Here is an 18,529-nt window from a genome sequence, read left to right on the forward strand (position 1 = left end):
CCATGGCACGGATCTTGCCGCTCCCCCTCCGGATGATGGCTCCGGAGGGACCGGAATGGATATCGCAGCGGCAGTTGGCCTGATCGGCGCCATCGTCATGGTGGTGGGCTCGATGATCTACGCGGGCGGCGTGGCGCCCTTCGTGGACCTGCCCTCCTTCGTGATTGTCGTCGTGGGCACCGCCTTCATCGTCCTCGCCATGAAGCCGCTGCCGGTGTTTCTGGGCCATTTCAAGGCGATGATGAAGGTCTTCAAGCCGTCGCGCTTCGACATGAACGAGGTGATCTCGACCATGGTCGAGCTGTCGAACCTCGCGCGGAAGGACGGGATCATGGCGCTCGAGGGCAAGGCCGTGCCGGATGCCTTCTTCGAGAAGGGGCTGCAGCTGCTGGTGGATGGGACGGACGAAGCAAAGCTCGTCAAGCAGCTCAAATACGAGATCAAGGCGATGAAGGCCCGGCACGAGGCCTATCAGGGCGCGGTCAAGGCCTGGATCGACATCGGCCCCGCCATGGGGATGGTCGGCACGCTGATCGGCCTCGTCCTGATGCTGGGCAACATGAGCGACCCCAAGTCGATCGGGCCCGCCATGGCGGTGGCGCTGCTCACGACGCTCTACGGCGCCCTCATGGCGAACGTGATCTTCGCGCCGATCCTGAACAAGCTCGAGGGCTATTCGGCCGATGAAGTGACCTACCGGGAGCTGGTGATCGAGGGGCTTCGCGGCATCGCGCGCGGCGAGTCTGCGCGGATGATCGAGGATCAGATGGTCTGCGCCCTCGACCGCAAGCAGCAGATGAAGCGCAGGGCGGCGTGAGATCCGGCCATGTCCACAAAGCCGAAGGTCATCCGGTTCCAGCCGCCCGTCCCTGACGACGACGAGGGCGAGGACTGCCCGAAATGTCCGCCCCCGGGCGCGCCGGCCTGGCTTGCGACCTTTGCCGACATCGCGACCAACCTCATGGCCTTCTTCGTGCTGATCCTGGGCTTCGCGAAGTTCGATGAGCCCTCCTTCAGCAAGATGGCGGGGGCGATGCGCGAGACCTTCGGCTTCCACTCGATCCGGGACTCCACCTCGGGCAACACGATGATCGACTTCGGCCTGCCCACTGCCGATCCCGACGGGACCCAGCCGGACGAGACGTCGGATGCGGGCGGGCCGGAGGACGGCGGCGATGCCCCGGAGCGGGTGGCCGAGGCGCTGAAGAAGGCGCTCCAGGAAGGCCGGCTGCAGGTGCGCTCGGACGAGGGCGAGGTGGTGATCGAACTGTCCGGCGCGGACGGGCGGCAGCAGGCGCAGAGCCTCGCACGGGCTCTGGCCGAGACGGCGGGCCTAGGTCCGCTCCCCGAGCTGCAGACGACATCCCAGCCCAGGCCCGAGCCGAAGGCGGGACCTGCGGGCCCCGGCGAGGGCACGGGCGCGCCCCCCGGGCCACCCGTGGGCGGCGGGACGGGCGCTGCGTTGCGCCAGTCGGTGCGGGCCGAGCTGGATGCCCTGCGGCTGCGCAATGCGCTCGACCGCGAGGTGGCCGACGGGCTGGTGAAGGTGGAGCAGACCGACGGCAAGGTGTTCGTGAGCCTCGGCGCGGGCGGATCCTTCCCCTCCGGTTCGGACGAGCTCACGCCCGATGCGCGCGCGGTCATGGCGCGGATCGCCGAAGCCACGCGCAACCCCGAGCGCACCATCACCGTGACCGGCCATACCGACAATGTCCCCGTGGCGGGCGGCGCCTTCCGGGACAATATCGCGCTTGCGGCCGGACGGGCCGCGAGCGTGGTGCGCGAGCTTGTCGCCTCGGGCAGCATCGATCCCGGACGCATCACCGCCGTGAGCCGCGGCGAGTTCGACCCGGTGGCGGACAATGCGACCGAGGAGGGCCGGGCGCAGAACCGCCGGATCGAGATCGAGATTTCCTACAAGGACTGACCCCGCCCGCGCCGGCACGACCGGGCCCGCAGCCACGGCGATCCGCCGCAGCCGGTCGTTCGCTTTTGCGCAACAAGACGCTTGATGCGCCGCCGCCTCAAGCGCTAACGATACAGCCGGAAGATGTGGAGTCTGCCGCAGGTGCTCAATTTGAGATTGTTTGCAGCCTCCCTCTGGCTGATGGCGATTCCCGCCATCACCAGTGCCGATCCCGCAAGCCTTACCTGCACCGGCGCGGCCGCGGCCGAGCCCTCGGCCGAGCGGCTCTGCGCGGCGCTTCAGGCGGCGATCCGGGACCGTTACGGGCTCGCGCTGCACCGCAGTGCCGGGGCGGGAGAGGGCGGGCTGCTCCGGCTGGAGCTGCAGAAGGCGACCCCTGCCGCGGTGACGGCACGCCTGAGCTGGCAGTCCGGGGCGGGGCAGGGCACAAGCCCGGTCCTCGACCTGATCGCCACCGACACCGACCGGCTGTCCGATGAGGCGCTTGCGGATTTCGCCGACACGCTTCTTTCCCTGACAGAGCCACCCCTGCCGCAGTTTCACTAGCTTTTCTTCACGGACCTTAAGGATTATCGCATGTTCCTTTCGTCGCTTTTCCCCACTTTCGCCGGGCAAGGGCCCGCCACCTCCCTGACGGACCGCGGCGGACGCGCCGAGGCAGCGGCCTTGCAGACGACCGGGCAGAACCGGCTTGCCGCAGAACCGACGGTGGCCACGATGCGCGAGATCGCGGACCAGCTCGTCAGCGGCTATTGGGAGGCGGGGGGATATGCCCCCCGCCGCTTCGACGTGGAGCCGGGGGACACGCTGAACGTGAACCTGTCGGGTCTGACGGCCGATGGCCAGCGCCTGGCACGGGCCGCGCTCGACACCTGGGCGGATGTGACGGGGCTGAAATTCAACACGGCCCCCCGTTTCGGGGCGACGGTTCATATCGTGATCGACGACAGGGAGAGCGGGGCTCACTCCACATCCACCCTGTCGGGCGGGTGGCTGATCAAGGCAAACGTGAATGTCGGCCGCGACTGGCTCGCGGATTACGGGACCGACCTGAACAGCTACAGCCTGCAGACCTTCATTCACGAGATCGGCCATGCGCTGGGCCTCGGCCATGCCGGCAACTACAACGGCTCGGCCGACTATGCGAGCGACGCGCTCTTTCTGAACGACAGCTGGCAGGCCAGCGTCATGTCCTATTTCAGTCAGACCGAGAACAGCTACATCGACGCCGACAAGGCGTTCGTGGTGACGCCGATGATCGCGGACATTCTGGCGATCCAGACGCTCTATGGCACGCCGGGCGGCCTGCGGGCGGGCAACACGGTCTATGGCGACGGCTCGACGGCGGGCGGCATGTATGACCGCGCGGCGGACATGACCGGCGATCCCGTCGCCTGGACGATCTTCGACCAGGGCGGGTGGGATGTGCTCGATCTGCGGTCGGTGCAGGCTCCGCAGCTCATCGACCTGCGGCCGGGCGCGATCTCGGGCATCTACGGCGCGAAGGGCAATCTCTCGATCGCGCCGGGCACGGTGATCGAGGCCGCGCGGGGCGGCAGCGGCAACGACCGCCTCATCGGCAACGGCGCGGCCAACGTCCTGACCGGCGGCGGGGGCTCGGACATCATGCGCGGCGGGGCGGGCAACGACGTCTACCACAGCGACGGCCTCGACCGGATCGTGGAGCTTGCGGGGCAGGGGATCGACCGGGTGATCTCGACGGCAAGCTGCGCCCTTCCGGCCAATGTCGAGAATCTGACCCTGGCGGGCGGACGGGCCATCAGCGGCACGGGCAACGGGCTTGCCAACGTGATCACGGGCAATGGGGCGGCCAATCGCCTGACCGGCGGGGCCGGCGCCGACAGCTTCGTCTTCGCGACCGGACTCGGCCGCGGCAACATCGACCGGATCATGGATTTCTCGGTGGCCGACGACACGATCCGTCTCGACGACGCCATCTTCCGGGCGCTGCCGCGGGGCGCTCTGGCCGAAGCGGCCTTTGCGGCCAATGCGGAGGGGCGGGCGCTCGACGCGCTCGACCGCATCCTCTACGAGACCGACACGGGGGCCCTCTGGTATGACCGCGACGGGACGGGTTCTGCCGCCGCCGTGCGCTTCGCTCTGGTGGCGCCGGAGCTGGCCCTGACCGCCGGCGATTTCCTCGTGATCTGATCGGAAGGCGGCGGCGGCATTTTGCGCCCTTGGCTGCGGCGGGAGGCGCGGCAACCATGGGCGCAGCGTCCAGAGGAGCCCGCCGATGACCCCAGCCGAGATCCGCGCCGCCCGTGCCGCCCAGCCCCGGTCTCGTGCCCGCGACTTCGCCGAGAGCCACGGGATCCCGGAAGCGGCGCTGGTGGCGGCCTTCACGGGGCCCGAGGTGGTGGCCGTCGCGGCAGATCCGCGGCGCCTTCTGCCGCTGGCCCGGGGGCTGGGCCCGGCGCTGGCGCTCACCCGCAACCGCTCGGCCGTGCAGGAGCGCGAAGGGCTCTACGGGCCTCTGGCCGAGGAGGCGGGGCGGCTGAGGCTTGTGGGAGAAGGCATCGAGATGCTGATCGATCCGCGCCACTGGGTCCATGCCTTCGCCGTGACCGAGCCGACCGCAAAGGGCACCAAGCGGTCGGTGCAGGTGTTCGATGCGGCAGGCGAGGCGGTGCACAAGATCCACCTCGTCGCCGAGAGCCGGCCCGAGGCCTTCGACCGTCTGGTGGCGGAGCTGCGTCTGGCCGAGCAGATGGATGCCGTGCCCTTCACCGCCGTGGCTGACCTGCCGCCCGGACCTGCGGCCGATCCGGCGGGCTGGCGCCAGATGCCGGCGGACCTCTTCGCCGCGCGCCTCGCCGCCGAGGGGCAGAGGGCGCCCGACCTTCTGGCGGCGCTGCCCGAGGTGCGCAGCCTGCGGCCCGAGGCGATGACGGAGCTTCTGGAACGTTCGGCGGCCGCCGCCGTGCCGCTCGAGATCCGCGGCGGGACGGCGGGCTGCCTTCAGGTCTTCCGGGGGCAGGTCGCGCGCATCCTGCCGGCGGGCTACTGGATCAATGTGATGGATCCGGCCTACAACCTCCATCTGCGGACGGATCGTCTGGTGCGGGTCTTCCTCACCGACCGGGGTCCCGAGGGCGCCCTGTCGGTCGAGGCCTATGACGCGGACGGAAGCCTCATCCTGACCGTCACCGGCGGCGCGGGGTGGGAGAACGTCTTGGCGGCGCTCTCGGCGGCGTGACGGGCGCGGCCCGATCTCGCCCGCGCGACGGGCACACAGAGAAGCACCGCCAGCGTCAGGAGCGCGATCATCGCCCAGGCTTCGTTGATGGCCTGGGTGAGGGCTGCCCTCTCCAGAAGCGGCGCCAGAATCGCCTCTGCCTGAGGCGGCACCGGACCGGGCGGCAGGCTCCTCAGCATCGCCTCGGGCACGCCCGCGAAGCCCGCGGCCTCCGGATCGCGAGCGTTGAGGCGAGGCTGACGGGTCTCGGCATGGGAACTCCTGCGCCGGGCGCGAGCTCAGGGCGCGCCGGACTTGATCGGAACAAGGATCGCGCAGGGCCGGTTCCGGCAGCACGCGGGAGACCGGAAGCTGCCCCATTTCCTCGACACGGGCCTGAAGCGGGGTCACGAAAGGGCGAGGCCGAGGGGCCGCGGGCCAGGGCGGCCATGGTTCGGCGCGCCGCGCGTTCGGCCGTCGAGGCTGAGAGAACGGACCGCGCGCGCCCTCAGCGCCGGGCCGCATGTGACGGTGGGGAGCCGGATCAGCCCCGTGCCGCTTCCGGATGTCCGACGGAAGAGCGGCGGCACGACGTTCAAGGGCCATGTAACGAGGAGTTCGGTCATGTCTGGACGATATGCGATGGCGCTGGTCTTCATGCTGCAGGTCACGGGGGCCGCCGCCCAGACCCCCGGCGCAATGTTTCTCGAGCAGTGGGATGCGGATGGCGACGGCCGCGTCACGCTCGAGGAGGCGCGGAGCCGCAGGGTCGACCTGTTCGATGCCTTCGACAGCGATGGCGACGGGGCGCTCGGACCGCAGGAACTGGCCGACATGGGGGCCATGCGTGCCGCGATGCAGGAGGCCAACCGCGCCGCGACGGGAAGACCGTTCCGGGCCGGCGCTTCCGGAGCGGCGGGCACCGGCGGTCCCGTCCGCCTCGACCGCGACGGCGATGGCCGGGTGAGCCGGGAGGAGTTCGTCGGAAGCACCGGATCCTGGTTCGCCTGGCGCGACCGGGATGGTGACGGGGCTTTGACCTCCGCAGACTTCGGCCGGGGCAGACGGTGATCCGGCCGCCTCGAAGGCCGGTCTGCGCCCGGCGTCGGGGCCGGATCGGTCGGAACAGGCGGGACAATTCGAAGATCGCCTGTCGTTCGACGTGCGGGTGCGGAATGCGGAGGTGCAGCCACCTCCGCTTCGTCGGGACCGAGCCTCGCGTTCGCCCCGTCGATGGTGCCGCCGAGGTGACAGCCGCGGTGGCTGGGCCGCTGGCCGGCGCCGCCCTCCGATGCATCCGCCCAGGGTCGACGTCAAACCCTTGAAGCAACTGCTATCGCCACAGCCGAAGGGACGGGGGCCCGCATTCAGGCCTCAAGCGGTCTTTGGCAGAGTCAGGGAGGCGAAGAGCTCATTCCTCCGTTCGCGGTCCATGATCCGCCCGCAGAGTTTCCAACTTTTGGGGCAGGTCGAGCAGCGGGGGCGGTTCACACGGTCCCAAGGACGCGCGTTGCAGATAGGTTCCTGGTGCCCCCGACCAACCTCTGCGGGCGGTTCGGCGTGCCGTGGCAGACCGGATGCGACAAGAGGACGGGAGCTGCGCAGAAGATCGATCCACGCCTCGCCGATCAAGGCGGGATCGAGCAGGGGCTCGTCCTTCGGCGATTGCACGATCGGCTGGCTGTCCGAGCTTCACCAGGAACACGGTGCAGCGGACTGGTCTTCATCCCCCGACGATCCACGGACGTCGTTCGCAGCCATTGCCTGGAGCAACGGTTCGTCATCCCTCTCCGCTCCCGAGAATTGGGCGAGGAACACGCGATCCGGACGCTGAGGGAACCCTGCCTTCATCGCCCACGCTTCTATAGCCCCCAGCACGAAGCCCGCGCCATCGGCGACTGGATCGCCTTCCATCATCGCTGCCCGCGTCAGACGCTGGACAGGAAGCACCGCCGAAGCATTGCCGCGAGGCGGCTTGACCTGTGCAGATCGGCTAGCTGGATACAAATCGCCTCCTGTGCCGCTTCATCATGACGCACATGTTCGGAGGCCTCAGAAGATACCTCGGCTCTCCACCGCTGGCCCTTGCCGTCCCTCATGCCGCACGCTAAGAAGCGGCCTACGGAGCGGTGGCCGAGTGGTCGAAGGCGCACGCCTGGAAAGTGTGTAGGCGGGGAACCGTCTCGAGGGTTCGAATCCCTCTCGCTCCGCCACTTGACCTTGGGAACTGTTTCTCTGCGCATGGCGTCGGCCGGATTTTTTCGTTGTTTTTGAGGGTTGTGCGGGAGGGGCTGTTAACCGGCCTACGCGCCAAGAGTCCCGGAAGCGGTCTCTCAGGGCCGAAATTCTCCAGACCTGTTGACTGCGCGAATTGGTAAATTTTTGCAAGGCATTGGCAGATATCGATTATTCTCCGACCCGGCTGAGCACTTCGACAAGAGGGGCATTTGCGGGATGGAACCGTGGTCGAACCATAATCGCGGCGCGGCGCCTGGCTCAGGCGGTCGGTCCAAGGCGGAAGACGGGATTGGACAGTATCCTGACGGCGAGGCCGATGGCGAAGGTGGCGTCGTGGCGGATCAGGTCGGCGGCGTGCTGGCTGGTATCGATCGAGCGGCGGTCGAGATTGCCGGCGTCATTTACGTGCCGGAAATGCGACAGCGGATTTCGCAGCGCCATCATGCGGCGGAGGTCGGTGACGTCTTCATCGGAGACTACCTCGCGCGCTCGGCAGCGGCGGAGGGTGTCGGCGAACGGGATGCGATCCGGAATGTCATCGACCAGAAGCCCGGCGTGAAGATATGCCGCCAGCAGATGCTCCACGAGCCCCTGACATAGCAGAATCGTCGCCACATAGTTGCCATGCACGAACGACGAGCGCGCTTCGACCCAAGCGTGATAGGCCGCATGGCCACCGACAATCATTGTTCCGGATCGCCCCATCTGGCCGCCCAGATCGGACAGCATCCGGAAACGGTCGACCTCCCCTGGCTGGTCGTCATGAAGGTCGGCCAGCAGATGACGGACGAAGTCCAGATCCGAAAGGTCCGATAGCAGAACGGGCTGATCGTCCCGGCCCACCGTCATGCTGCCTTCGCCCCACCGTTGAAGATCTCGTGCAGCATGGCCGGGATAAGAGTCTTCACATCCTGCGCGGTGTTGGCGCGGATGGTGCGGGCTTCCTGCGCTTTTGCCTGCAGGCGGTCGAACCACTTCTGGGTCTCCACCGGCGGCGTCGGCACCTCTATCGTCGGAAGCTTTTGGGATGACAGCGTCTTGTTGCGGGCGATCGTGCCGGGCGAGTGCCCAACGATGCTCGAGAAGCCCTCGAACGTTCTGAAATAGGCCATCAGAAAGCCCGGCGTCGCCAACTTCGGATTGACCTCGCAAGTTAACATGCGGTGGTTTCCAGCTGTGCCCTCGTCATGCGCTTCCGCAACAGCAATAGCTTTTTCCCAGGCCATGAGATTGCTGAAGACCAGATCGCCCTCTTTCACCCAAAACAGGCTCTGCCAGCTGAACTCAGAACCGGGCATCGTTCGGCGGTGGAATATTCCGTTGTAGAAACTGCGGACGCCTATCTCCGTGTATTCCCGGGTGGCTTCGATCTCGACCTCTCGGCGCACCAGCGGCGCGACCTCGGCCATATTCCTGGTCGCGGGCGCAGGGGTTCGCGCAGGTGTCGCCAGTCAAGGGTGTCGAAGGGTTCAGCCGCTCGAGTCCGGTGTCAGGTCCGACCTTCGTGGATGCGACGGAGAACGGCAAACGCCTGCGCCGCGGGGCACGGCTCTGGACCGTGGCGGTGTCGACTTTCAAGGCCGAGACCTATCGCTTGCTTCGGCTGGAGCGGCCGACGACCGAGGAACGCGCCGAGGGTGCGGCCTTCCCACCCGGAACGATCCACCTGCCGACATGGGTGGAAAGTGAGTGGCTGAAGCAGGTCGTGGCCGAACAGCTTGTGACGGTTCGCACCAAGCGCGGCTTCGCGAAGCTCGATTGGCAGAAGCTGCGCGAGCGGAACGAGGCCTTGGACTGCCGGGGCTCGCGGGCTTCTCGCGCGGGGATCGCTGATGTCGGCGACCTGGTTCGATCACGCCATCGCCACGGTGGCGCCGCGCATGGCGGCCCGCCGCGTGATGGCGCGTCAGGCCTTCGAGACCCTGACGCGCGGTTACGATGGTGCCGCACGCGAGCGGCGGACGGAGGGCTGGCGCGCGCCGGGATCCTCGGCCGACACTGAGATCGGCGTGGCCGGGGCGCTTCTTCGCGGCCGGATGCGCGATCTGGTGCGCAACAACCCGCACGCGGCCAAGGCCGTCGCGGTGCTCGTCAACAACATCATCGGCGCAGGCATCATGCCGCGCGCCGCGAGTGGCGACGACAAACTGGACCGCAAGGTCGATGCCCTGTTCGAGGGCTGGACGGCGGAGTGCGACGCGGATGGCCAGCTCGACTTCTACGGGCTGCAGACGCTGATCTGCCGCGAGATGGTCGAGGCGGGCGAAGTCCTGGTCCGTCGAAGGCTGCGACGATCCACGGACGGTCTGCCGCTTCCGCTGCAATTGCAGGTGCTGGAGGCCGACTTCCTCGACGCCACCAAATCCGGCGTCCTCGGCGCGGGACGCCTCGTGCAGGGTATCGAGTTCGACCCGGTCGGCAAGCGCCGGGCCTACTGGCTGCACGCCGAGCATCCGGGCGACGCCTACGGCGCGTTGCAGAACGGGTTGCAAAGCCGCCCGGTCCCCGCGACCGAGATCGCCCATGTCTACGAGAAGCAGCGCACGCAGGCACGCGGCGTGCCTTGGGGCGCGCCGGTGATCCGCAGCTTGCGCGATCTCGACGACTACGAGGTCGCCGAACTGGTCCGCAAGAAGACCGAGGCCTGCGTCACCGCCATCGTGTTCGGCGACGACGAGGCGCAGCAGGGCATCGCGCCCTCGGTGGTCGACGCCGACGGCAATCGGGTCGAGCAGTTCGAGCCGGGGCTGATCACCTATGCGCGCGGCGGCATGGACATCCGCTTCAACCAGCCCTCCGCCACCGGCGGCTATGGCGAATACAAGCGCGCGAGCCTGCACACGATCTCGGCCGGGTTCCGGGTGCCCTACGAGCTGCTGACCGGCGATCTCAGCCAGGTCAACTACTCATCGATCCGGGCGGGCCTCGTCGAGTTCCGCCGCATGATCGATGCCGTGCAATGGCAGCTCTTCATCCCGATGCTCTGCGCCCCGGTCTGGCGCTGGTTCACCGAGGCCGCATGGGCGGCAGGCCAGATCCCGACGCCGGATGTCCCGGTGGAGTGGTCGCCGCCGAAGTTCGACGCGGTCGATCCCTACAAGGATGCGATGGCCGATCTGCTGGCGATCCGGACTGGCACCATGACGCTGGCGCAGGCCATCGCCCGGCAGGGCCACAACCCGGATGCGGTGCTGGCGGATATCGCCGCGACCAATGCCAAGCTCGACGGCCTCGGCCTCGTGCTCGACAGCGACCCGCGCCGCGTCACCAAGACCGGCAGCGCGCAGACCAAGGATCCGGCCAGCGACACGGTCGAACCCCCATCCGACGCAGAGGAGAAATAGGGCCATGCCCGACACGATCATGGCGCCTCCGGTCGCCCTGCCGATGCAGCTGCGGCGCGCGCCCATTCTGCCCGCATTCAGGGCGAACCGGTCCGCGACCGCGAGCGGCTGGTCTGGACCGTCGACCTGCGCCCGGCGTGACCGCGATGAAGCTCAAGCTCGACATCGATCCCGACATCGTCGCTATGATGGCGGCCGAGGTTGCAGCGGGCGAACGCGCGGTGTCCGCCGCGATCCGCGAGGCCGAGACGGGGCTGAAGGCGGCGTGGCGGCTGCAGATCACCGGCGCGGGGCTTGGGGCGCGTCTCGCGCGCACCATCCGGTCGGCGCAGTTCCCCAAAGCCACGCCCAGCCTGAACGCGGCGGCCGTGGTCTGGTCCAACGCCCCGGTCATCGTCGGCGCGCACGACACCGGCCCGCTCATCCGCTCGAAGAACGGCTTCTGGCTGGCGATCCCCACGCTCGCCGTGGGCAAGTCCCTGCGCGGCGGCCGGATTACCCCCAGCGAATGGGAGCGCCGCACCGGCCTGCGCCTGCGGTTCATCTACCGCCGTCGGGGGCCGAGCCTGCTGGTGGCTGACGGGCGGCTGAACACGAAGGGCCAGGCGGTGGTGTCGCGCTCGAAGACCGGGCGCGGTAAGGTCACCGCGCCGATCTTCCTGCTGGTGCCGCAGGTCAAGCTGCCGAAGCGACTGGATCTGGCGCGGGATGCAGACCGGGCGCTGGACAGTGTGCCGGGTCTGATCGTAGCGAACTGGCTGGAGGGGCAGTTCCGATGAGTCCCAGCGCCTTATTGCCTCGGCAATTAACTTGTCGTCCTGCCTGACGCCTCGGCTCGCTTGAACTTCAAGACAACGCCAGCCTCTGCAGACGCGGTTACAATTCCAATCGTTCCCTCACCCGAAACTGCCAGACTAACTTCGAATTCATCGAGGCGGTACCCACGCTGATCTCCTGATTCCAGTTTAGCGAGCATGGCATCGATTGCCGCTTGGGTTTTTTCGAAGCTCTCAAGAAGTCTGTCGGTGGAGACCTCCTTCGCCTTGGGCGCAAACCAGCGCCTAAGGCTATGCAATTCCGTGCTCCTACCAGGTACGCTCGCGACATCGCCAGTTTCATCTTGGGTGGGTGCCGCCTCTATGACGTAGAATGTCGGTTCGCCCATTTCGCCTCCTCATTCATACAGTTCGACGTCTAACAGGTCAGTGGCTTGCCACATTGCTTGGGACATGCCCATCTGAGACGAGCGTCCAGTCTTGATCCCGGTGTAAATGCCGACCGCTTCTCCGGTGGAATCCAGCCGAACGAGCGCGCCGCTGTCACCGCCTATGCCGGTTACGTCAAAAAGTACCCTCTGGGGATCATAGGGATCGGAATCCGTTGGGTGAATCCAAGTCTTCGTGATCCTCCCAGAACGCTGTGGGCTGCCGGAACCAGTGAAACTGATGCCCAACCCAACAGCAGGATCAACGTCCATCGGCAAATTTACTGCGTTGGTCGACCCGCTGTGAGGTTCAACCAACGCAGCATCAACCGAGCTGTCGCAGAAGTCGACAAGCGTACCAAATCCACCACCAGCCATCGCCACCCTTTGCCCACGGCCAAGACCCGTCACCGCATGCTTCGCAGTAATTATGTAGCGGATGAAGCCGCCATCGCCTTTTTTTGCGGCCCAGCAAGTCGCCGTCGCACCTGCGGGATGAGGAGCGTGGGGAATATCCGCGGCAGCAAGTCGAGCGGCAGGAATTCCGCGTGATGCATCATCGATCTGTCCAATGTCGCGACTCTGCGGCCCTATGCCATCGCCACCGCCTCTATGATCGAAAAGGACTGCTCCAAAGAAGTACCCGGTCCCACGAGACGCCCTGCGAATTGCCTCATCATCATGGAATGAAGCATCAAACTCGATGTAGCCAACGGCCTGCTGCAAGAGTGGATCTGGGTAAGCCAACGCCGTAAGTGAATCCGACATCCAACTTCGGGCTTTGCGCAGCCGCTCGGTAAGATGCTTCTGCCAGAAATAACCCCTAGTATAAGGTCCGTCGCCGCCATCTCGTGCTCTGAGGAATTCCGCCTTTCGGCCTTCTGACTCAGTTCTTGGTTCCCAGGGTGGCAGGCCAAGGGGCAGAACTTGAAGCATTACTTCCAATGTAAGAGGCATCGAATGACGTCTCCGCTGATGCGTGGGCTAATGCGTTGGTAATACTCTGCCTCAGTCGTCCCAGCCGAACAAGCATACACCCTGGCCCTGTCAATCAAACTCAGTGCACTTCATGCCCACCCCTCGCGAAACCATCCTCGCCGCGCTGCATGCGCGGCTCTCGGCTCTTCCCGCCACCGCCCTGCGTGGCGATGCGCTGCCCGAGCGCGTGCCTCCCGCAGGCATGCTGATCCTGCGCGATGGCGAACCGGGGGAGCCGGAGGTCACGCTGTCGCCGCTGCGCTACCACTACCAGCACCGCGCCGAGATCGAGGCGGTCGTCCAGGGCGGCAACCGTGACGCCGCCTTCGACACGCTCTGCGCCAGCATCGGCGCGGCCCTCGCCACCGACCGCACGCTGGGCGGGCTCTGCGATTGGGACGAGGCGGAAGCGCCGCGCCCGGTCGATCTGCCGGTCGAGGGCGCGGCAAGCCTGAAGGCAGCCGTGATCCCGGTCGTCCTGCACTACTTCACGGCCGATCCGCTGACGTGAGCCGGCTGACGGGTCAGCAGGACCCGTAGTGACCGCGTGAGTGGCGGCAATATTCGGTGGCCACTCCAGAGACGATCATCACTGCGGCAATGTCCCGCCCGTCGGTCAGGATGCACTGCCGACGCGCCGGCCTGCCGGAGGCGCTGATCGACATCTCGGGTCTCCGAGGCGCCGTCGAAGGCCTCGTCATCGGCGCGCTGGAGAGCCCGCGCGCCTCGATCGCCACGCTCGCCCGCCACTTCGGCTTTGACGCCGTCGAGAGCGAGGGGGTGATCCGCTTCGTCATGCGCGGTCAGGCCGCCAGCCTGACCCTGGCCCACGACGACCTTGTCGTGGCGCGCGAGGGCGACATTCTCGAGCTGACCCGCGCGCAGGAGACGGAACTGCCGCAGGCGCTGAAGTGGCAGGTGGCGCGGGCCGACGAGGATTACGACGCGGCGCTGGTCGAAGCCCGCCGCATCACCGTCGACACGACCCGCATCGCCTCCGAGAGCTTCCCCGTGGCGGTGCCGCCCGAGGAGGCCGAGCGCCGTTGCCGCCGCGCGCTGATGGAAGCCTGGGTCGGGCGCGAGAGTGCCACCTTCCGCCTGCCGCCCTCGCGGCTGGCGCTCGATCCGGGCGACGTGGTCGGGCTTGCGCATGACGGCCGGGAGGTGGAGCTGCGCCTCGTCTCCGTCGCCGATGCCGACGCGCGCGGCATCGAGGCGGTGCGCCAGGATCGCGCCGCCTTCGACCTGCCCTCGGGCGAGCCGCGGGCCGCCTCGCTGACCCGCCCGGTGGTCTTCGGCGCGCCGGAGGTGGTGATGCTCGACCTGCCGCAATTGGCCGAGACGGTGCCCGCGCACCGGCCGCTGGTCGCGGCCCACGCCGCACCCTGGCCGGGCGAGATCGCGGTGCTGCGCAGCCCCGGCACGGACGGGTTCCAGCTCCTCACCAGCCTCGAAAGCCGCGCCCGGATCGGCCGGCTCGCCTTCGACCTCTGGTCGGGGCCGACCTCGCGCTTCAATCTCGGCAACCAGCTCATCCTCGACCTCGCCTAGGGCACGCTCGCGAGCGTCACTGACCTCGCGCTCTTCGACGGGGCGAATGCGCTGGCGGTCGAGAGCGCGCCGGGGGTCTGGGAGATCCTGCAGGCGGGCGCCGCCGAGCTGATCGCGCCGGGCCGTTACCGCCTCGGCCGCCTGCTGCGCGGCCAGCGCGAGACCGAAGCCGCCATGGCCGATCCGGCGCCGGCCGGCGCACGGGTGGTGGTGCTCGATGGCGCGCTCGCCCCGCTGACCATCGCCGAGGCGGACATCGGCCGTCCCTGGAACTGGCGCGTGGGACCGGCCGCGCGGCCCGTGATGGGCGAGAGCTACACCGCACTCGCCTTCACGCCGGGCGGGCGCGGACTCGTGCCCTTCGCGCCGGTCCATGTCGAGCAGCCGTGGCGGCAGGCGCGCAGCCCGGGCGATCTGACGATCCGCTGGGTGCGGCGGTCCCGCGCGCTCGTCGCCGATGCCTGGGAACAGGTCGAGGTGCCGCTGGGCGAGGAGATCGAGGCCTATGAGGTCGAGATCCTCGACGGCGCTGCCGTCCGGCGCACGCTGATCACGGGCACGAGCTCCGTCCTCTACAGCGGCGCGCAGCAGATCGCCGACTGGGGTGCGCCGCTCGGGCCCGGTCAGACGCTCGTCCTCCGCATCTTCCAGCTCTCGAACCGCCTCGGCCGCGGCACGCCCGCCACGGCCACGCTCCAGCACGCTGACCGCCTCGGGCACCGTCACGGTTTCGGCGGCCAGCGCCACCATCGGCACAGCGACGACGACCGCGACCTATGGCATGGGCACCGACGCTACGACGACGGGCGTGACCAAGACCGTGAACCTCGGCATCGGTGGCGCGTCCGGATCGACCACCGTCGTCAACATCGGCTCGGCCATGCATTCGATTGACGACATCCGTGCGGCTCTAAAGCGTGATGGGTTCGCCCTCGCGGACGACCTCCTGCCGCGGCCGATCTTCGAAGACCTTGACGCACGTGTGCTCGCATCGTGGCGCGGCGGGATTGGCTGGAACACAAGGGTGAAGGGACCGGGAACGTCCCGCAATTTGTCGCTCGCAACGGGCGATCGTCTTCACCAGATTGCAGCACTTGTCGACCGCGTGGACGAAGGCAGCGGCGATGTGTTCACCTACCTCTATCACCAACTCCACGCTGATCGCGATGAGAGCGGCCTCGTTCGCAGCATTGAAGAAGTCGCCCTCGCCGCGTGGCGAGAGGCAATCAAACATCTGATCGGCCCCTTCGAAAGGACAAACTTCTCGCTGACCGCCTTCACACCGGGCTGCCGCCTGGCACGACATACCGCCCATGGGGGAGAAAGCGCCTACAGGCTGACGATCCTGCTCTATTTCACCGGTGAAGGGTCAAGCGAGGGGTCCCTGATGTTCGGCGGCAGTGAGGCGCCGGCTTGCATCGCCCCACGACCGAACAGAAGCGTGATTTTCGTTCCCTCTGCAACGACGACGCACTGGATCAATCGCGTACCGTTTGGAAAGGCGAAAAGTGCGCGCATCGCCTTCTCCGGCTGGCTGATCTAGGGTGACGAGATGTGCTCCCACGATGCTGGACGTTCGGCTCACCCCGCGAATCGACTTGGCGGCGGACGGCTCTCTTCGATATGGGGCATGTGAAGCACGGGCGCTGCCTCCGGACTTGCTATCCTTGCGACGTTGTCTCGAGCCTGGAAGCCGTGGGCCAGCCTCGCTGCCGCCGGCTTTCCGGCTTGGCAGGTTGAGCGTCTTTTCCTCGCAGGGATTGTTGATGTCGGGCGAGGCCGCTTTCGCATTCCGAGGCGTGCGCGGATCTATTTCGAGGAGCAGTTCCCCGAGCGAGCAGCAGAACGGCCGTTCGGTACATTGCTGAGCGCGCCGCTTCCTCGCGTCCTCTGGCTAGGGCTGCCCTACACCAATCTTGTCCGCCTGGCTCACTCGACGGCCGTAGGCCTCGCGGACATCCTCGCTGCTGCGAGCCCTGAAACCATCCCGGTCATCGGCGTCTTGCCGGATGACGCTCCTTCGATGCGCGGTCACGAAGATATCGAAGGTCTGGTCGATCTCGCCGCCGAGCTCGACCTGCGGCTCGGCATCATCGGCGGTGACCACCGCGCAACTTGGTCGATGCTGCGCACCGTCAAATCCGCATTGCCGGGCCAAGCTGTGCAGTACGTCCACGTCGACGCACACCACGATCTTTACGGATATCGTTCGGATTGCCCGCCCGACCATATCAACCACGCCAGTTTTCTGGCTGATTTGCTTCAGCGTGGATGCATCGACCGCGCTGTCCTCATCGGGCGGCGGGACGGCGATGAGCCTCTTCGGGCGGCACTAGATGACGGTCTTCCGATTCACTGCACTGCGACCGACGAGGCCTGGCGGCCCGCCGATTGGAGCGATGACGCCTACACCGATCTCGCCGTCGATCTCGACGTACTCGATGCACGCTTGGCACCGGCAGTGTCCAGCCCAATTGGCGAAGGCTGGACGCTCGACGCGTTGCTTCATAAGCTCGCAAAGATAATGAGTGAGGCAAGGATTCACAGCTGTTCCGTTGTCGAAGCCGGAGGAGGGAGCCCGGCCACGACAAAAGCCGCGCTCGAGGTGATCGAGCTGTTGGGAACCTAAGCCTATGACCGCTCATGGCGACACGATCGAGCGAGTACTTGAAATCGGTTTAAGACGCTCTTTAGAGAAACAGATCGCGTATCCGCTTGATCAATGCTTCCCCAAAACGTTCGGAGGGCGCAGCTACTACAAACAAGTTCCCCATTTACGCCTGCTATTGTGGAGAAAGAGGAGGCTCATTGAACATGCGGGTCTCGACCATCGCGTCATCAGGGTAGGCGAGACGGTCACTCGGGTCACCGGCATCGTCGATCTCTGTGTCCATCCTGATCATTGCCGAGTCGGCCGGGGAAGCATGCTGCTGGCATTTGCGGAAGACCTCGCGCGGCGTGGGCAGACGGAACACCTCATCCTGTTCACTGACCGCGCCGATCTCTATTTGCGCAACGGCTATAGCGCCGTTGAGCCAGCGATGGTGACGTGGCTCGCGATCGACGAACGCGCGAGCCACAGCATGCAGCGCCGCGATTTTTCAGGGACGTTCATGGCCAAGGCGCTGTGTGACAAGCCGTTCCCACGGGGTGAGATCGACCTGCTCGGCTATCTCTTCTGACAGCCTCATTTCGGAGCCGATCATTCGCCTCACACTCCTCCGCGACGTTGGCACTCCTGACGGCATTGCGACGCGACACAACTGAAATCGGCTCAGCGGTTTAGGTGGAGAAGGTTGAATATCAGGCCCATCCCCTCCGCCAATTTTCCCAACCTGCCATTCCGCCAAGTTACTGTTCACTCGGTAATAACTGACATGGCACCTCGTAAAAGCCCGCCAAGGCCCGATTTTGCTGCACAAGATGCTGCACAAAATGCCGCTCAGATTGCAGCACGAAAGGGCGTGGCAGAGTCTGCCGGAAATGGTCAATTCCCGGGGATGAGCCCCACCCGCCGCAACAACACGATCCACATGCGCAAGCGCGTGCCGCGCCGGTTCAAAAGCATCGAGCCGCACGATTATGTCTGGATTTCCCTGCACACGGGCGACACGACAGTGGCCGCCGCGAAGGCCCCGGAAATCTGGCAATCCATGATGGAGGCCTGGGAGGCCAAGCTCGCGGGCGACACCTAGGACGCGGAGCAAATGTTCGAGGCGGCGCGCGAGCTGGCCGCGAAGCGCGGGATGCGCTTCCTCTCCTATGACAAGGTGGCGCGGCTTCCGGTGCCGGAGCTGATGAAGCGCGATGCCTATGTCGAGAAGGTGAAGCCGGGCCAGACCGACAGGATCGAGGCGGCGGCCGTGCTGGGCATGGTCGAGCCGCCGAAGATCACCGTCACCCGCGCGCTCGAGCTGTTCTGGCAGATCGCCGAGAAGGACCGGACGCGGGGCAAGGACGAGGATCAGATCAGGCGTTGGAAGAACCCGCGCAAGAAGGCCATCGCCAACTTCGTGAAGGTCATTGGCGACAAGCCCATCTAGGAGATCAGCCCCGACGACCTGCTCGATTGGCGCGCGTGGTGGGAG

Annotated in this window: 18 protein-coding genes, 1 tRNA gene and 2 pseudogenes; 17 read left to right on the forward strand and 4 right to left on the reverse strand. The window is 66.7% G+C overall.

All coding sequences use genetic code 11. The annotated features are described in order from the left end of the window. The first annotated feature begins 55 nt into the window (after nucleotides 1-55). From A9O63_RS11445 to A9O63_RS11475, 7 genes are all read left to right on the forward strand, one after another. Nucleotides 56-817, forward strand: a complete 762-nt coding sequence (locus A9O63_RS11445; RefSeq protein ID WP_069332056.1) for a motility protein A — start codon at nucleotides 56-58, stop codon at nucleotides 815-817. 9 nt (nucleotides 818-826) lie between these two features. Further along, nucleotides 827-1,927, forward strand: a complete 1,101-nt coding sequence (locus A9O63_RS11450; protein ID WP_069332057.1) for an OmpA family protein — start codon at nucleotides 827-829, stop codon at nucleotides 1,925-1,927. 141 nt (nucleotides 1,928-2,068) lie between these two features. Then, the gene (locus tag A9O63_RS11455; protein WP_235836967.1) at nucleotides 2,069-2,473 is read left to right on the forward strand and encodes a hypothetical protein; all 405 of its coding nucleotides are present in this window, start codon (nucleotides 2,069-2,071) and stop codon (nucleotides 2,471-2,473) included. Between the two features lie 30 nt (nucleotides 2,474-2,503). After that, the gene (locus A9O63_RS11460; protein ID WP_069332059.1) at nucleotides 2,504-4,099 is read left to right on the forward strand and encodes a M10 family metallopeptidase; all 1,596 of its coding nucleotides are present in this window, start codon (nucleotides 2,504-2,506) and stop codon (nucleotides 4,097-4,099) included. Nucleotides 4,100-4,184: 85 nt separating this feature from the next. Beyond that, nucleotides 4,185-5,147: a ChuX/HutX family heme-like substrate-binding protein gene (locus A9O63_RS11465; protein ID WP_069332060.1), complete on the forward strand. Its 963-nt coding sequence runs from the start codon at nucleotides 4,185-4,187 to the stop codon at nucleotides 5,145-5,147. A 603-nt stretch (nucleotides 5,148-5,750) separates the two neighbouring features. Continuing rightward, nucleotides 5,751-6,197, forward strand: a complete 447-nt coding sequence (locus A9O63_RS11470; RefSeq protein ID WP_069332061.1) for an EF-hand domain-containing protein — start codon at nucleotides 5,751-5,753, stop codon at nucleotides 6,195-6,197. Between the two features lie 1,052 nt (nucleotides 6,198-7,249). Beyond that, nucleotides 7,250-7,339, forward strand: a tRNA-Ser gene (locus A9O63_RS11475). Nucleotides 7,340-7,622: 283 nt separating this feature from the next. Here A9O63_RS11475 and A9O63_RS11480 read toward each other — a convergent pair. Next, nucleotides 7,623-8,213, reverse strand: a complete 591-nt coding sequence (locus A9O63_RS11480; RefSeq protein ID WP_069332062.1) for a hypothetical protein — start codon at nucleotides 8,211-8,213, stop codon at nucleotides 7,623-7,625. Further along, complete coding sequence (locus A9O63_RS11485) at nucleotides 8,210-8,773, reverse strand: restriction endonuclease subunit S domain-containing protein (RefSeq protein WP_069332063.1); 564 nt, start codon at nucleotides 8,771-8,773, stop codon at nucleotides 8,210-8,212. Before A9O63_RS11485 ends, A9O63_RS11480 begins: the two co-directional genes overlap by 4 nt. Here A9O63_RS11485 and A9O63_RS22085 point away from each other — a divergent pair. The 3 genes and pseudogenes from A9O63_RS22085 to A9O63_RS11495 all read left to right on the forward strand — a co-directional run. Then, a pseudogene (locus A9O63_RS22085) lies at nucleotides 8,764-9,165 on the forward strand (terminase gpA endonuclease subunit); the annotation flags it as partial. The gene A9O63_RS11485 and the pseudogene A9O63_RS22085 sit on opposite strands and share 10 nt — an antisense overlap. 31 nt (nucleotides 9,166-9,196) lie before the next feature. Then, nucleotides 9,197-10,708, forward strand: coding sequence for a phage portal protein (locus A9O63_RS11490; protein ID WP_069332064.1), 1,512 nt, complete (start codon nucleotides 9,197-9,199; stop codon nucleotides 10,706-10,708). Nucleotides 10,709-10,854: 146 nt separating this feature from the next. Further along, the gene (locus tag A9O63_RS11495; protein ID WP_069332065.1) at nucleotides 10,855-11,487 is read left to right on the forward strand and encodes a DUF6441 family protein; all 633 of its coding nucleotides are present in this window, start codon (nucleotides 10,855-10,857) and stop codon (nucleotides 11,485-11,487) included. Between the two features lie 26 nt (nucleotides 11,488-11,513). On the opposite strand, the gene A9O63_RS22825 is transcribed toward A9O63_RS11495, so the two are convergent. Together A9O63_RS22825 and A9O63_RS22830 are read right to left on the reverse strand one after the other, a co-directional pair. Next, nucleotides 11,514-11,873: a Pepco domain-containing protein gene (locus tag A9O63_RS22825; protein ID WP_141703080.1), complete on the reverse strand. Its 360-nt coding sequence runs from the start codon at nucleotides 11,871-11,873 to the stop codon at nucleotides 11,514-11,516. 9 nt (nucleotides 11,874-11,882) lie between these two features. Continuing rightward, nucleotides 11,883-12,869: a serine protease family protein gene (locus A9O63_RS22830; protein WP_141703081.1), complete on the reverse strand. Its 987-nt coding sequence runs from the start codon at nucleotides 12,867-12,869 to the stop codon at nucleotides 11,883-11,885. A 112-nt stretch (nucleotides 12,870-12,981) separates the two neighbouring features. Between A9O63_RS22830 and A9O63_RS11500 the strand changes: the two genes are divergently transcribed. The 7 genes and pseudogenes from A9O63_RS11500 to A9O63_RS11530 all read left to right on the forward strand — a co-directional run bounded on the left by A9O63_RS11500 (nucleotide 12,982) and on the right by A9O63_RS11530 (nucleotide 18,484). Further along, a complete protein-coding gene (locus A9O63_RS11500) occupies nucleotides 12,982-13,401 on the forward strand; it encodes an acyl-CoA transferase (RefSeq protein ID WP_069332086.1) in 420 nt (139 codons plus the stop codon). 104 nt (nucleotides 13,402-13,505) lie between these two features. Beyond that, nucleotides 13,506-15,137 (forward strand): annotated as a pseudogene (locus tag A9O63_RS23385) (phage tail protein); the annotation flags it as partial. A 112-nt stretch (nucleotides 15,138-15,249) separates the two neighbouring features. After that, nucleotides 15,250-15,984 (forward strand): 2OG-Fe(II) oxygenase, encoded by a 735-nt coding sequence (locus tag A9O63_RS23555; protein WP_268874929.1) that lies wholly within the window; start codon nucleotides 15,250-15,252, stop codon nucleotides 15,982-15,984. A 132-nt stretch (nucleotides 15,985-16,116) separates the two neighbouring features. Beyond that, a complete protein-coding gene (locus tag A9O63_RS11515; RefSeq protein ID WP_141703082.1) occupies nucleotides 16,117-17,070 on the forward strand; it encodes an arginase family protein in 954 nt (317 codons plus the stop codon). A gap of 4 nt (nucleotides 17,071-17,074) precedes the next feature. Further along, complete coding sequence (locus A9O63_RS22835; RefSeq protein ID WP_141703083.1) at nucleotides 17,075-17,623, forward strand: GNAT family N-acetyltransferase; 549 nt, start codon at nucleotides 17,075-17,077, stop codon at nucleotides 17,621-17,623. Between the two features lie 318 nt (nucleotides 17,624-17,941). Continuing rightward, nucleotides 17,942-18,136, forward strand: a complete 195-nt coding sequence (locus tag A9O63_RS11525; protein WP_069332069.1) for a DUF6538 domain-containing protein — start codon at nucleotides 17,942-17,944, stop codon at nucleotides 18,134-18,136. 12 nt (nucleotides 18,137-18,148) lie between these two features. After that, nucleotides 18,149-18,484 (forward strand): integrase, encoded by a 336-nt coding sequence (locus tag A9O63_RS11530; RefSeq protein WP_235836968.1) that lies wholly within the window; start codon nucleotides 18,149-18,151, stop codon nucleotides 18,482-18,484. Nucleotides 18,485-18,529 lie beyond the last annotated feature (45 nt).

This window comes from Cereibacter johrii, assembly GCF_001720585.1.
Classification (GTDB): domain Bacteria; phylum Pseudomonadota; class Alphaproteobacteria; order Rhodobacterales; family Rhodobacteraceae; genus Cereibacter_A; species Cereibacter_A johrii.